Annotated in this window: 17 protein-coding genes; 3 read left to right on the plus strand and 14 right to left on the minus strand. The window is 63.2% G+C overall.

Going from position 1 to position 12,300, the window contains the following annotated elements; translation table 11 throughout:
• Positions 1-6: 6 nt before the first annotated feature.
• From yacG to Q0D44_RS13280, 5 genes are all read right to left on the minus strand, one after another.
• Positions 7-201, minus strand: coding sequence for a DNA gyrase inhibitor YacG (gene yacG / locus Q0D44_RS13260; RefSeq protein ID WP_291547661.1), 195 nt, complete (start codon positions 199-201; stop codon positions 7-9).
• Positions 191-1,180 carry a ribonuclease gene (locus tag Q0D44_RS13265; RefSeq protein WP_294137058.1) on the minus strand — a complete coding sequence of 330 codons (990 nt, stop codon included), beginning with the start codon at positions 1,178-1,180 and terminating at the stop codon, positions 191-193. The genes yacG and Q0D44_RS13265 overlap by 11 nt, the downstream gene beginning before the upstream one ends.
• 8 nt (positions 1,181-1,188) lie before the next feature.
• Positions 1,189-1,761, minus strand: a complete 573-nt coding sequence (locus Q0D44_RS13270; RefSeq protein WP_291547667.1) for a nucleoside triphosphate pyrophosphatase — start codon at positions 1,759-1,761, stop codon at positions 1,189-1,191.
• A 20-nt stretch (positions 1,762-1,781) separates the two neighbouring features.
• The gene (gene infA, locus Q0D44_RS13275) at positions 1,782-2,000 is read right to left on the minus strand and encodes a translation initiation factor IF-1 (protein ID WP_003049127.1); all 219 of its coding nucleotides are present in this window, start codon (positions 1,998-2,000) and stop codon (positions 1,782-1,784) included.
• Between the two features lie 63 nt (positions 2,001-2,063).
• The gene (locus tag Q0D44_RS13280; RefSeq protein ID WP_294137059.1) at positions 2,064-3,347 is read right to left on the minus strand and encodes an adenosylmethionine--8-amino-7-oxononanoate transaminase; all 1,284 of its coding nucleotides are present in this window, start codon (positions 3,345-3,347) and stop codon (positions 2,064-2,066) included.
• Between the two features lie 87 nt (positions 3,348-3,434).
• On the opposite strand from Q0D44_RS13280, the gene Q0D44_RS13285 reads away from it, so the two are divergent.
• Genes Q0D44_RS13285 through Q0D44_RS13295 form a run of 3 tightly spaced genes read left to right on the plus strand, consistent with a single transcriptional unit; the run spans position 3,435 to position 5,907 of the window.
• Entirely contained in the window at positions 3,435-4,169 is a 735-nt protein-coding gene (locus Q0D44_RS13285) for a hypothetical protein (protein ID WP_294137060.1), read from the plus strand.
• Complete coding sequence (locus Q0D44_RS13290) at positions 4,166-5,308, plus strand: M48 family metallopeptidase (protein WP_294137061.1); 1,143 nt, start codon at positions 4,166-4,168, stop codon at positions 5,306-5,308. The genes Q0D44_RS13285 and Q0D44_RS13290 overlap by 4 nt, the downstream gene beginning before the upstream one ends.
• Positions 5,309-5,319: 11 nt before the next feature.
• Entirely contained in the window at positions 5,320-5,907 is a 588-nt protein-coding gene (locus tag Q0D44_RS13295; protein WP_294137062.1) for a hypothetical protein, read from the plus strand.
• Positions 5,908-5,945: 38 nt separating this feature from the next.
• Here Q0D44_RS13295 and Q0D44_RS13300 read toward each other — a convergent pair whose 3' ends face one another.
• The 9 genes from Q0D44_RS13300 to Q0D44_RS13340 form a co-directional block, all read right to left on the minus strand.
• Positions 5,946-7,985 carry a M13-type metalloendopeptidase gene (locus tag Q0D44_RS13300; protein ID WP_294137063.1) on the minus strand — a complete coding sequence of 680 codons (2,040 nt, stop codon included), beginning with the start codon at positions 7,983-7,985 and terminating at the stop codon, positions 5,946-5,948.
• 101 nt (positions 7,986-8,086) lie between these two features.
• A complete protein-coding gene (gene bioD / locus Q0D44_RS13305) occupies positions 8,087-8,716 on the minus strand; it encodes a dethiobiotin synthase (protein ID WP_294137064.1) in 630 nt (209 codons plus the stop codon).
• The gene (locus tag Q0D44_RS13310) at positions 8,713-9,837 is read right to left on the minus strand and encodes an 8-amino-7-oxononanoate synthase (protein ID WP_294137065.1); all 1,125 of its coding nucleotides are present in this window, start codon (positions 9,835-9,837) and stop codon (positions 8,713-8,715) included. Before Q0D44_RS13310 ends, bioD begins: the two co-directional genes overlap by 4 nt.
• A 177-nt stretch (positions 9,838-10,014) precedes the next feature.
• Positions 10,015-10,443: a restriction endonuclease gene (locus Q0D44_RS13315; RefSeq protein ID WP_294137147.1), complete on the minus strand. Its 429-nt coding sequence runs from the start codon at positions 10,441-10,443 to the stop codon at positions 10,015-10,017.
• Between the two features lie 118 nt (positions 10,444-10,561).
• Positions 10,562-11,332 (minus strand): DUF3800 domain-containing protein, encoded by a 771-nt coding sequence (locus Q0D44_RS13320; RefSeq protein WP_294137066.1) that lies wholly within the window; start codon positions 11,330-11,332, stop codon positions 10,562-10,564.
• 18 nt (positions 11,333-11,350) lie between these two features.
• On the minus strand, positions 11,351-11,500 hold the full coding sequence (locus Q0D44_RS13325) for a hypothetical protein (RefSeq protein WP_294137067.1): 150 nt from the start codon (positions 11,498-11,500) through the stop codon (positions 11,351-11,353).
• Between the two features lie 67 nt (positions 11,501-11,567).
• Positions 11,568-11,732 carry a hypothetical protein gene (locus tag Q0D44_RS13330; protein ID WP_294137068.1) on the minus strand — a complete coding sequence of 55 codons (165 nt, stop codon included), beginning with the start codon at positions 11,730-11,732 and terminating at the stop codon, positions 11,568-11,570.
• Entirely contained in the window at positions 11,729-12,097 is a 369-nt protein-coding gene (locus Q0D44_RS13335) for a type II toxin-antitoxin system PemK/MazF family toxin (protein WP_294137069.1), read from the minus strand. The genes Q0D44_RS13330 and Q0D44_RS13335 overlap by 4 nt, the downstream gene beginning before the upstream one ends.
• Positions 12,075-12,299, minus strand: a complete 225-nt coding sequence (locus Q0D44_RS13340; protein ID WP_294137070.1) for an AbrB/MazE/SpoVT family DNA-binding domain-containing protein — start codon at positions 12,297-12,299, stop codon at positions 12,075-12,077. The genes Q0D44_RS13335 and Q0D44_RS13340 overlap by 23 nt, the downstream gene beginning before the upstream one ends.
• Position 12,300 lies beyond the last annotated feature (1 nt).

Here is a 12,300-nt window from a genome sequence, read left to right on the forward strand (position 1 = left end):
TAGTCGTCAATCCGCGTCGCTGTCTAGCCCATAATCGCGGCTTTTTTGCATCCCTTCTTCCGCTGGCGGACCGGGTACGCGATAGCCCTCGCCCAGCCATTGCAACAGGTCGCGGTCGCGACAGGCGGGGCTGCAAAAGGGGCGTGTTTCGGGCTTTGCGGGCTGGCGGCAGACCGGGCAGGCAGCGGCTTTAGGCGACATGGCCCGCCCCCAGCGCCAGCGTCGCGTCGGCCGTCAGGGTGATCGCGCCGCCGCGCCGCTTGGCCAGTTGTTCGATCCAGTCACTCTTGCGATAGAGCAGGTCGATGATCGCCGGTGCGGCCGTCAGCGTCGCCGAGCCGCCATTGCCGTGCCGCTCCGCCCGGCGCAGCAACGCCAGCGCTGCCGTTTCGACCGGATCGGCGCGCAGCAATTCGATGAGGTTGGCCCGCTCACGCTTGCGGATGATCTGGAGGAAGCCGAAGCCGTTGACCGCAGTGCGCTCGAAGGGAAGCGGCAGATATTTGTCGATCTGGGCCGCCGCGATCATCCGCTCATCCTTGTTATTCATAGTCGGCAGGTCGATGCCAATGGACCCTGACAGCCCCATGCGGCGTATCGTCTGCGCCGCGATCTTGGCGCCCTTCGGCCCCAACTGCGCAGGTGGTAGCGATCCGTCGACGTCGATCAGCAGCATGGCGGGGGTCACATAGAGGCGCAGCGCGGCGGCTTCGGTGCCGACATCGCCGCTGATCGCCTCTTCCATCAATTCGGTCCAGCCGACCGCCTCCAGCCGATCCTCCTCATGCGCGGGGCAGGGGACGACCGGGGTGCCGGTGGCGCGCAGCCGCTGCAGCAGGCTTGGCCCGGCATGGGGCTTGCTGCCGGGCTGGGCGATGCGACCCTTGGCGCGTTTGGGGCGGCCCTCTTCGGGAATCGCTTCGCGCAATATTTCGACCAGCACGGTCGATCCTTCGGACGTGCGCGGGGGCAGTGGCTCGATCAGCACTTCTTCCTGGCTGATCAACCGCACGACGCCGCGCTTCTTGGGGATCAGCGTCTGGGTCAGGCGACCCTGCGCGACGGCGCCTGCGCGCACCCCGCCGGTTTCGCGCTCGATCAGCGCCTCGACCAGACGGCCCTTTTCCACCAGCGCGGCGCGGGCCTCGCCAACGCCTTCTTCATAAAGCCATTCGGCCATGTCAGTTCCTAATCGATTGCATAGCCCGCCGCCTTCAACAGCGTGCGGGTTTCATAAAGCGGCAGGCCCATGATCGCGCTGTGGCTGCCCTGAATCGCGCGGATCAGGCCAGCGGCCCGCCCCTGGATCGCATAGCCGCCCGCCTTGCCCCGCCATTCGTCGCTGGCAATATAGCGGTCGATCTCGCTGCGCTCCAGCGGCTTGAAGGTGACGATGTTGGTGGACAGGCGATGCCGTGCCTGACCTCCGGCGTCGATCAGCGTGATCGCGCTCAGCACGCGATGCCGCCGCCCCGACAGCAAAGTGAGGCAGGCGCGCGCCTCCTCCTCCGTCTCCGCCTTGGGCAAGATGCGCCGACCCGCCGCAACGACCGTGTCGCCCGACAGGATCAGCGCGCCCGGATGCCGCGCGGCGACGATTGCGGCCTTGTCCGCCGCGACCCGCGCGGCATAGACGGACGGCAATTCGCCCTTGCGCGGGGTTTCGTCGCAATCGGCCGGGTCCACGGCATCGGGCGCAACGCCGATCTGCCCCAGCAGCGCCAGGCGCCGGGGGGAAGCGGAAGCAAGAATGAGCCGCATCGGGCCTGACACCCGTTGGCTTATTTGAAGCGGTAGGTGATCCGACCCTTGGTCAGGTCGTAGGGCGTCAGTTCGACCAGCACCTCGTCCCCCACGAGGACGCGGATGCGATTCTTGCGCATTTTACCAGCGGTATGGCCGAGGATCTCATGATCATTCTCAAGCCGGACGCGGAACATGGCGTTGGGGAGAAGCTCCACAACCTGTCCGCGCATTTCAAGCAGTTCTTCTTTGGCCATAATATCCCGAATTCAAAAAATCGCGCCGCCATAGCGCCAATTCATCCAAAATGAAAGGCGGCTTCATGCGCTGAAATGATCGCCCGCTGCGAGGAGTGTGGCAAAGACGCCATCAAGCTGCTGCGCGTCGATGCAATAGGGCGGCATAAGATAGATGGTGTTGCCCAATGGCCGCAGCAAGAGGCCATGTTGCAGGAAGAAAGCGCGCAGCCGCGGAGCGAGATCGGACAGATAGCCTGCGTCCGGCGTGACGATGTCGATCGCCGCGATCGTGCCTAACTGTCGCGGATGGACGAAGGCCGGGTGCTGCGCCAGCTTTGCGAGTCGCGTGGCAATCCCATCGGCCAATGCTGCGATTCGCCCGCAGACATCCTCCTCGCGCCAGATGGCGAGATTGGCGACGGCAGCAGCGCAGGCAATTGCGTTGGCGGTATAGCTGGACGAATGGTAAAAGAGTCGGGCGCGGTCGGTCGACCGGTGCGCCTCGAAAATGCGCGCGGTTGCCAGAGTTGCAGCCAGCGGGATCGCGCCGCCGGTAATGCCCTTGGCCACGGCCATGATGTCCGGCACGACGCCTGCCTGTTCGCAGGCGAACAGCGTGCCGGTGCGGCCCCATCCGGTCATCACTTCGTCGGCGATGAACAACACGTCATGGCGACGGCAGATCGCCGCCATCTCGCGCAGAACATGCGGCGGATAGAGCAGCATCCCGCCCGCGCCCAGGATCAGCGGCTCGACGATGAAGGCCGCTGGTTTCCCGTGACAGGCCGCGTCCAGCGCGTCGAGGCAGGCCTGTTCCTTGCCCGGCGCTGGAAAGGGGATGGTGCCGACATCGAACAGGAGCGGCACCCAGGCGGCATTATAGACGCCGCGCTCCCCCACCGACATCGTGCCGATCGTATCGCCATGATAGCCATGTTCCAGCACCAGTATGCGACTACGTGCCTCCGCCAGCCCGTCCAGCGCCAGATTGTGCCAGTAACCCAGCGCCATTTTGAGAGCGACCTCGACCGCCGTCGATCCGCTGTCGGAGAAAAAGACATGGGCCAGCGGGTCGCAACCCGGCGCATGGTGGGCGATCTCGATCAGCCGACGCGCCACCGTTTCGGCCGGTTCATGGGTGTAACCGGCAAAGATCAGCTGATCGAGCTGCCCCGCCTGCTGCGCGATGGCGGCGGCGATGCGCGGATGGCAATGGCCATGCGTCGTCACCCACCAGCTGGAAATCCCGTCGATCAATGTGCTGCCATCAGCCAGATGCAGCAACGCCCCCTCCGCGCGCACGACATGGGGGATCGGCTCGTTCAGGCCATGCTGGGTGAAGGGGTGCCAAACGGGGGAGGTCATGGGGCGGCTTTATCGGGTTGGCGGCAATTGACAAGGCAAGGCTGAAACCGCCATGATTCCGCCAAGGGGAGTCAAGCCGGGGGGCATATGCGAGTATTTTTCAAGAGCTTGGTGGCAGTCGCGTTGCTGGCGGCGGCCTTGCCGACAGCGGCGCAGGAAAAGACAGGCAACAAGCCCGGCTTTACCCTGACCCCCGGCACGGCACGGATCGTGCTAATGCGCCCGTCGATCCGGGTCGGCGAACAATCGACCGGTGGCATGTTCGAGCCGAACGCGGACTGGACGCTTCAGGCGCGCGATATGCTGGGCCGCGCGATCGGGTCGGTGCAGGGGCAGTTGGGCAACAGCGTCGTCGATCTGGTCGAGCCTGTCGGCGCGGACGCCAGCGCGCTTGCAGAATATCAGGCACTGTTCACGACGCTGGCGGATAGCGTCATCGTCTATCAATTCTTCCCCGGCAACCGCCTGCCCACCAAGAAGCGCAAGGGCCAGTTTAGCTGGACGCTGGGACCGGGCGTCGCCAGCCTGCCGGGGCTGAAGGGGGCCGACTATGCATTGTTTGTGACGACGGATGATCAGTTTGGATCGGCCGGCCGGAAAGCTGTGCAACTGCTGGCGGCCTTGGGCGGCGTTGGCATAACCTCGGGCGTGCATAAGGGTTTCGCCGGACTGGTCGATATCAGGACCGGCGACCTGGTGTGGCTGAACGCGGACCTGCAAATGGGCGGTGACGTGCGGACGGAAGAAGGCGCGCAAAAACGGGTGGCGCAGTTGTTCGAGGGCTTTCCGGGGCGGCCCGTCCCCTCGGCGACTGGGCAATGAGGCGGCCCGCCGCCCTGTCTGGGATAGCCTTTGCGCTGATCGCTGCTGCGCCACTTCCGCCCTATACGCCCGCCTATGAACCGACCGGCGTGGATGAGCGCGGCATGTGGATGCAGGCGGACGAAGCCGAACGGCAGATGCGTGATTCGCCCTTTGTCCTGCGCGACCCGGCGCTCAACGCCTATGTGCGGGGGATATTGTGCCGGACGGTGGGGCAGGACCGCTGCCAGTCGACCCGGCTCTATATCCAGCGTCTGCCCATCTTCAACGCCACCATGTACCCCAACGGGATGATGACGGTCTGGTCTGGCCTGTTGCTGCGTGTGCGCAATGAGGCGGAACTGGGGGCGGTGTTGGGCCATGAATTTGGCCATTTCGAGCAACGCCATTCGCTGGAAGGGTTCAAGCGGGCGCGGGGTCTGGGTGATTTATTGACCTGGACGGCTTTGTTGTCACCCACGCTCTATTCGTCGATGGCGACCAGCGCGATCGGCGGCTTCTATTCATTCAGTCGCGGGCAGGAAACCGAAGCCGACCTGCTTGGCCTTGCCTATCTGGCGCAGTCACCCTATCCCGCCGCCAGCGCTGCGCCGGTCTGGGAACGGCTGATGGCGGAGGCGGACGCGACCGCCGCCGGGCGCAAGCGCAAGGTCAAGGCGCATCGCTACAGCGCCGGTTTCTTCGCCAGCCACCCGACCGAACTGACCCGCGCCACCTATTTGCGCGACGCGGCGGCCAAGGCGAATGATCCGGGGTATCCGGCCGCTGCGGCCTACCGCGCGGCGCTGGCTCCGTTCATCGGGGATTTTCTGACCGACCAGATCAAGCTCAATGATTTTGGCGGCACGGACTATCTGCTGGGCCAACTGGCGGCGGATGGCTGGACGCCGGACCTGCTCTATGCCCGCGCCGAACTCTATCGCCAGCGGGGCAATCCGCGTGATCTGGTGAGCGCGGCGCAATTTTACCAGCAGGCGATTGATGGCGGTTTTGCCGGGGCGGAGGCGCAACGCGGGCTGGGCCTGTCGCTGCTGCGCAGCCAGCAACTGGACGCAGGCAAGGAGGCGTTGCGGCGCTATCTCGATGCTACGCCCGCTGCGCCGGATGCCGCGATGATTGGGGCGTTGGTCGGGCAATGAAAGGGGTGGGGATGGTCAGGATCATGGGCGCGATGATCGCGCTGCTGATGACGGCATTGCCGGTGCAGGCGGGCAACAGCCTGATCGCGCCGGGTGCGAAAATATTGGTGGCGAAATCGACGCTGGCGGTTACGCCAGCGAGCGAATGGAACAAGCTCGGCGCGCGGCCGGGGCGCAATTCGGAAAGCTGGACGCTGGATGGTGACGGCCTGAATGAGATCACCTTTTATGGCGGTATTCCCGACGGTCGCACGCTGTTCCGCGAGGTGGACAAGCGCAACCGGCCGCTGCCCAAAGTGTCGGGGACGATGCTGATCACCGACATTCCGGCGCTGTTGGAAAGCAGCTACCGGATCGCACTCAACACCCCGCTGATGAGTATCGAAAGTGTCGAACCGGCGCGCTTTGCGGGCGCGGCTGGAGTGCGCTTCACCTACAGCTATACACGGCCCGACAGTGAAGTCCGGCGGCTGGGCGAGGCACGTGCGGCGATGATTGGCGGGCTGCTCTACATGACCACCTATGAAGCGCCTGCGCTCTATTATTTCGCGCGTGACCTGACCGCCTTCCGCCAGATCGCGGACAGCGCGGCGCTGTAAGTTAAGGGGCGCGTCCGGCAACGCGCCCCGTTTTGTCCCTACCAGATCTTCACCCGCTCGTCCGGCTTCAGGCTCAGCTTGCCGTCGGGCGCTGGCTTGAAGGCGTCATACCAGGCGTCGAAATTGCGCACGATGTCGGCGCGATATTGTGACGGGGCGTGGGGATCGGTGACCAATCGCTGGCGCAGGTTCGCCTCGCGATAATTGCGCCGCCATACCTGCGCCCAGCCCAGGAAGAAGCGCTGGTCGCCGGTCATGCCGTCGATCACCGGGGCAGGCTTGCCGCCGAGCGAGGCATGATAGGCGTCGAGCGCCACCGCGAGGCCACCCAGGTCGCCGATATTCTCGCCCAGCGTGAAGGCGCCCTTCACATGCGCGCCGGGGAAGGGTTCATAGGCGTCATATTGCTTGACCAGCTTGTCGGTCAGCCCCTTGAAATTGGCGACGTCGGCATCAGTCCACCATTGGTTGAGCTTGCCGGTTTCGTCATATTTCGCGCCCTGATCGTCGAAATGATGGCTCAGTTCATGGCCGATCACCGCGCCGATGCCACCATAATTGACTGCCGGATCGGCATGGGGATCAAAGAAGGGCGGTTGCAGGATGGCGACGGGGAAAACGATCTCGACCATACCGAAATTGGCATAGGCGTTGATCTCCATCGGGGTCATGCCCCATTCCCAGCGATAGATGGGCTTGCCGAGCTTCCCGATATTATAGTCGAAATCAAACTGGCTGGCGCGCATCGCATTGCCCAGCAGGTCGTCGCGCTGGATGGTCAGGCCCGCATAATCGCGCCACTTGTCGGGATAGCCGATCTTGGGGGTGAAGGCAGCCAGCTTCTTGTGCGCGCGCGCCTTGGCGGTGTCGCTCATCCACGGCAGGCCGTCGATGCGGCGGCCCATGGCGGCGATCACATTTTTGACCAGCACGTCCATCGCCGCCTTGGTCTCCGGCGGGAAATATTGCGCGACATAGGCTTTGCCGACTTCTTCGCCGAGCGAATCCTTGAGGAAATCGACGCCGCGCTTCCAGCGCGCCTCGCGCTGCGGTGTGCCGGACAGGGTAGTGCCGTAAAAGGCGAAGTCGGCGTTCGCGATGCTGTCGGGCAGCTTGTCGGCATAGGCGTGCAGGCTGCGCAGCAACAGCGCGTCCTTCAGTACGCCGATCGGTGCCTTGGCGATCAGGGCGGCTTCGCCGGTGATGGCGGACGGCTGGGCGACGAGCAGGTCGGTGGGGGTCAGGCCGTTGGCCTTGAAATAGGCTGCGAAATCGAAGCCGGGCGCGGCCTTTTGCAGGGCGGCCAGCGTCAGCTTGTTATAGGTCTTGTCAGCGTCGCGACTGTCAATCTGGGTCCAGTGGACCTTGGCGATTTCCGTTTCGAACGCCATCAGCGCGGCGGCGCGGGCCTTGGCATCGCTTTCGCCTGCCAGCGTCAGCATGGTCTCCAGATGCGCGACATAGGCGACGCGGATCTTGGCCATTTCCGGCTTTTCATCCAGATAATAGTCGCGGTCGGGGAGGCCGAGACCGCTTTGGCTCATCGAGAGGATGTAGGTTTCGGGGTCTTTATCATCCTGTCCGACATAGAAGCGGAACGGGCCGCTGATTCCGGTGCGGGCGGCCTTGGCGGCGACAAGCGCGTAGCCGGCCTTGTCCTTCACGCCCTTGATCTCGGCCAGCCAGGGCTTGATCGGGGCCAGCCCCTTTGCCTCGACCGCTGCGGTGTCGAGATAGCTGGCATAGGCCGCGCCGATCTTGCTGTTGGCGTCGCCCTTGGCCGCGTCCAGGATCGCGCGGGTGCGGGTGCGTGACAGTTCGTCCAGCGTGTTGAACGCGCCATAGTTGGACTTGTCGGCGGGGATCGGCGTGTTCTTCGCCCATGTGCCGTTGGCATGGAGGTAGAAATCATCGCCGGGCTTGACCGACGGGTCCATGCCAGCGGCATCGAAGCCATAGCTGCCATAGGTCGGCTTGGCAGGCGCGGTGGCGGTTGGCGTGGCAGGCTGTTGCGCGTGCGCGATGCCGGCGGTCAGCGCGAGCGCGGAGGCGGCAGCGCGCAGGAGGAGGTGGTTCATCAAAGCATCCCTTGCTTGAGTGGGCGCGGCGAACCGCACCCGGCATGACGGAACTTGAACGCCTGTCCAACTATCCTGTCCATGTCGTTGGTCGAATATTATCAGCCGTTGAAAGGATCGGAAAGCCGGATATGCGCGGCGAAGGCGGCAGCCAGCGCGGCGGGATGGAGCGGATCGAGCAGTGGCAGGCGGCCAAGGCTGGGGACTTTCGCCAGTTGCGGGATGATCCGCTCATTCTCTTCATGGCGTTCGCCGATGAAGGCGATGCCCGCGATCGGCACATTGCGGGCGCGCAGGCCTTCGATGCTGAGGAGGCTGTGGTTGATCGTGCCGAGCGCGGTGCGGGCGCACATTATGACGGGTTGGCCCCAATGGGCAAACAGGTCCGCCATCAGCAGCGTTTCGCTGACCGGCACCAGCACGCCGCCTGCCCCTTCGACCACCAGCGGGCCATCGACCTGCGGCAGCGCCAGCCGGTCGAGGCTGATCTCTACCCCGTCGATCCGCGCGGCGAGATGGGGGGAGGCGGGGGTGGTCAGGCGATAGGCTTCAGGCAGGATATGGCTGGCGGGCAGGCCGGAGAGGCGGGCGACCTCCTCCTTGTCACCATCTGGATCGATGCCGGCCTGGATCGGCTTCCAGTAATAAGCGCGCAGTGCGGCGGCCAGGCCAGCGGCGAACACCGTCTTGCCGATGCCGGTGTCGGTGCCGGTGACGACGAGGATGGTCATTTGACGATCCGTTGCAACTCGCGGCCCAGCGCGGCGATGTCGGCGCGGCTGACGTTCAGCGTCAGCGAGATGCGCAAGCGGCTGGTGCCGGGCGGGACGGTGGGCGGACGGATACCGCGCACGTCGAAGCCTGCTTCCTGCAAGGCGGCGGCGGCGGCCATGGTGCGGGCGTCCTCGCCCAATATGACTGGCACGATCTGGCTGCGCGGGGCAGGCAGGCCGAGCGGGCCGCAGATCGATTCGGCCGCGTCCTGCCGCAAAGTCGTCAGCCGGTCACGCAGGTCGCTCGCTTCCTCGATCCGGTCGAGCGCGGCGGAGACGGCGACCGCCATCAGCGGCGAGGGCGCGGTGGAGAAGATGAAGGCGCGGGCGCGGTTGATGAGATAGTCGATATGGATGCGCTGACCACAGATCAGCGCGCCTTCGACCCCCATCGCCTTGCCGCAGGTGTGCAGGGTGATGACATTGTGCAGGCCATCAAGCCCAGCGGAAAGTCCGCGCCCGCCCGGACCGAATACGCCGGTGCCATGGGCTTCGTCCAGGATCAGCATCCCGTGATGCTTTGCCGCGAGGCGGGCGAGATCGGTGAGCGGGGCGATGTCGCCGTCCATCGAATATAGCGTCTCGACCGCGATCCAGATGCGGCCCTTGCCCCCTTCGGCGCGGAACGCGGCGATCAGGTCGGCGAAGCTCTGCACGTCGTTGTGGCGGGCGAACACGGCGGCGGCCTTGCTCATGCGGATGCCGTCATGGGCGCTGGCATGGATCAGTTCATCGGCGACGATCAGGTCGCCGCGCTGGGGCAGGGTGGCGAACAAGGCAAGGTTGCCGGCATAGCCATTGGCGACGAACAAAGCGGCCTGAGTGCGGAAGAAATCGGCGGCCTTCGCCTCCAGCCCTTCATGTTCGGGCGCATTGCCGCGCAGCAGGCGCGATCCGCCCGACCCGACCGGCACGCCGCGCCCGATCGCGTCGGCGACAGCGCCCGCAATGATCGGATCGCCCGACAGGCCGAGATAGTCGTTGGAGGCAAAATCACGGCCCGACCGGGGGATCAGGCGGCGCAACCGGCCGCGTGATTCCAGCGCGGCCAGCTGTCTGGCAAAGGGTTCGGCGGTCATGGCCGGGGCTATAGGCGCGGGGGCGGAGGGGAGCAAGCTGGCGCTTAACTTCGCATATTTCCCGGTAAATGCGACATATTCGGACAAATGTTGGAAATAATATTAGCGCGTGATGCCGGGCGGACAGGAACAGGCATCACGCGCAAAGCTGTAGCAGCAAGACCCCCGATAGGACAGTCAGTTAAACAGGCCGCCCTGCGCGCCGGGCTGGTGCGATTTGCGGGTTTCGACGCGCGACGCTTTTTTGACCGGGCTGATCAGCGGGGGCAGTTTGGGTTTCAGCCCCTGGAACAGTTCGGCCAGCGTGACAAATTGCAGCGCGGGGAAGCGGCCAAATTCGGTTTCGATGATCGGCTGGGACGCCGCTTCGTCGCGCATCCCCTTGGTCGGCATCCCCTTCATCACGAACAGGCCGAAACTATGTTTGTCGCGTTCCATCACGCGGCCAAGGTTGCGGACCATATTGGGGTTCACATTGTCGCCCGCCTTGACCGATATGACCCCGGTCTCGATCTTGCCGCCAGCGGCGAGATAGTTGAACCAGCCATCGACCCCCTTGTCCCCGCCCTTCTTTTCGCGGGGGAAGCCGCCGACCTGCCAGCATATTCATTGCTGGAACTTGGACAATGGACGGAGGAAATTGACATGCCCTTGACCAATACATATATTTGTTGGGCCGGGAGTGCGTCACCTAGCACGTTGGGGCTATGGCCTCACCCGGCGTCTAATCTAATATCGTTCCACGCCACCCCGCCTTTGGAAAACGGGCGATTCCATAACCGTCAATTTTTCCAGTTGGCGATGCGCGGAAAGATGGACGGATTCTGTCATACCATGTTCGATCGTTGTGACTTTGTGCGCGCCAAATTGCGCCTGCAATCATATCCACAAGTTGAATTCCGACGCTCATGTGACTGGGTGAGAAAAACAGGCCTTCAATAAAATTGGCGTAATTTGACGTATGTTGCCCAGACTCTCGTACCAGACGTTCATGTTGCTGACGCATTTGTTCGTCGTCACCTCGTCCACGGTGGTCGGCAACGATAAGTCCATAACTATCTCGCCCGCTGGTCCGCGTAATGTCCTGTAAAAGATACTGAAATCGCTCCGTAACGGGCTTGTATGTGCGGAAATAGAGGTCGCTTTGAGATTTCACCGGGCCAATACCATAAGCGGTTGGGGCCTCGCTCACGCAAGCGATTATCTTGCAGGATTTGATTTCCGTTATGATCGCAAAAACGGCAATTCTGAACGCATTGCGCCTTTCTACGTCCCAATCTGCCATTGGGTTATCTCGGTCATTGTTATTTGGAGCGAAATATCGCCATTTCACCTCTCCGAAATAGGCTGATGCGCGCTTGAGTCCGGAAAGTTTGTCATTCAGGCCAACCCAACGATCTTCAGGGACAACCAAGCCAGCGATAACAAAGTAATTTTGCCCAGGGCTATCAGGCTTTGGCGGAGTGCCGCTCTCATCTACGAACAACAGATACATAGCTACTATGCAGCATTTTTACCGCTGAAAAGTCAATCGCTCCGATCCTTCGACCAGCCGCACTGCCATCAACGCCAGATAGGCCATCAGCGGATTTTCGCCGATGGCGCTGTGCATAGCGTTCATCATCACGGTCAGCGGGCGGTTGGTGCCGCTGGCAATGTCCATCAGCGCATTCTGACTGGCTTCGCCCCAGGTCCAAGTATCTTCAAATTCTACAATTTGCGCTTGTTTATCAGATGTTTGTTGGTCGTTGCGGGGGGGGTGGGGATTTGAATAGCAAATTATAGCTGGCGTTGGAGTTGAACGGCGGGTCGAGATAGATGATGTCGACGCTTTCGTCGGGGATGTGCGTGCGCAACACGTCCAGATTGTCGCCATAATAAAGCCGGTTGGTCATGTGCTGGTTTCGATCCGGGAGATGAAGGAGGGCAGGGCGGCTTTGACGGCGTGCCAGTCCGGTTCGCTCAACCGGCCCAGATAGTGCGCGGTGTGCGCTTCCAGTGTGGCGACCTTCGCCGTCCTGACTTTTGAGGGGACGGGCAGGCCGACCGCAGCATGATCGGCGATCAGGACATCGCCCGGCCAGCTTTCCCGTTTGGCGTTGGTAATCATCAGCGCCCAGCATAGAGCACCCGCCGGTCCCAGACCGGTGGCGACGATCAGCGCGGGGCGAGGATGAAGGCTGGCATCTTCCACATGGGGGAACGGCACCCAGACGACATCACCGGGACTGATCCGTTCAGGATCGACCAAGGACGTCATAGACGCTGTCCGCCTCATCAGCCCATTCGGTGAAGGTCGAGAAATTGTTGACGAACATATCTGGCGGTTCAGCACGGGTCAGGACGACCCGATCGCCGTCAATCTGATACAGGACGGTGTCGCCTTCATGCAGGCCCAGCGCCGTGCGGACTGCGCGCGGAATAGTGGTCTGCGCCTTGCTGCTGATACGCGACTGGATCATG

It is taken from the genome of Sphingobium sp., assembly GCA_023266575.1.
Taxonomy (GTDB): Bacteria; Pseudomonadota; Alphaproteobacteria; order Sphingomonadales; family Sphingomonadaceae; genus Sphingobium.

Coding starts and splice junctions, on each gene's coding strand:
- Q0D44_RS13335 (WP_294137069.1), bottom strand. CDS start 12,097: ATGACGTCCTTGGTCGATCCTGAACGGATCAGTCCCGGTGATGTCGTC.
- Q0D44_RS13325 (WP_294137067.1), bottom strand. CDS start 11,500: ATGGACATTGCCAGCGGCACCAACCGCCCGCTGACCGTGATGATGAAC.
- Q0D44_RS13320 (WP_294137066.1), bottom strand. CDS start 11,332: ATGTATCTGTTGTTCGTAGATGAGAGCGGCACTCCGCCAAAGCCTGAT.
- Q0D44_RS13310 (WP_294137065.1), bottom strand. CDS start 9,837: ATGACCGCCGAACCCTTTGCCAGACAGCTGGCCGCGCTGGAATCACGC.
- infA (WP_003049127.1), bottom strand. CDS start 2,000: ATGGCCAAAGAAGAACTGCTTGAAATGCGCGGACAGGTTGTGGAGCTT.
- Q0D44_RS13340 (WP_294137070.1), bottom strand. CDS start 12,299: ATGATCCAGTCGCGTATCAGCAGCAAGGCGCAGACCACTATTCCGCGC.
- Q0D44_RS13285 (WP_294137060.1), top strand. CDS start 3,435: ATGCGAGTATTTTTCAAGAGCTTGGTGGCAGTCGCGTTGCTGGCGGCG.
- bioD (WP_294137064.1), bottom strand. CDS start 8,716: ATGACCATCCTCGTCGTCACCGGCACCGACACCGGCATCGGCAAGACG.
- Q0D44_RS13330 (WP_294137068.1), bottom strand. CDS start 11,732: ATGACCAACCGGCTTTATTATGGCGACAATCTGGACGTGTTGCGCACG.
- Q0D44_RS13280 (WP_294137059.1), bottom strand. CDS start 3,347: ATGACCTCCCCCGTTTGGCACCCCTTCACCCAGCATGGCCTGAACGAG.
- Q0D44_RS13295 (WP_294137062.1), top strand. CDS start 5,320: ATGGTCAGGATCATGGGCGCGATGATCGCGCTGCTGATGACGGCATTG.
- Q0D44_RS13290 (WP_294137061.1), top strand. CDS start 4,166: ATGAGGCGGCCCGCCGCCCTGTCTGGGATAGCCTTTGCGCTGATCGCT.
- Q0D44_RS13270 (WP_291547667.1), bottom strand. CDS start 1,761: ATGCGGCTCATTCTTGCTTCCGCTTCCCCCCGGCGCCTGGCGCTGCTG.
- Q0D44_RS13300 (WP_294137063.1), bottom strand. CDS start 7,985: ATGAACCACCTCCTCCTGCGCGCTGCCGCCTCCGCGCTCGCGCTGACC.
- yacG (WP_291547661.1), bottom strand. CDS start 201: ATGTCGCCTAAAGCCGCTGCCTGCCCGGTCTGCCGCCAGCCCGCAAAG.
- Q0D44_RS13265 (WP_294137058.1), bottom strand. CDS start 1,180: ATGGCCGAATGGCTTTATGAAGAAGGCGTTGGCGAGGCCCGCGCCGCG.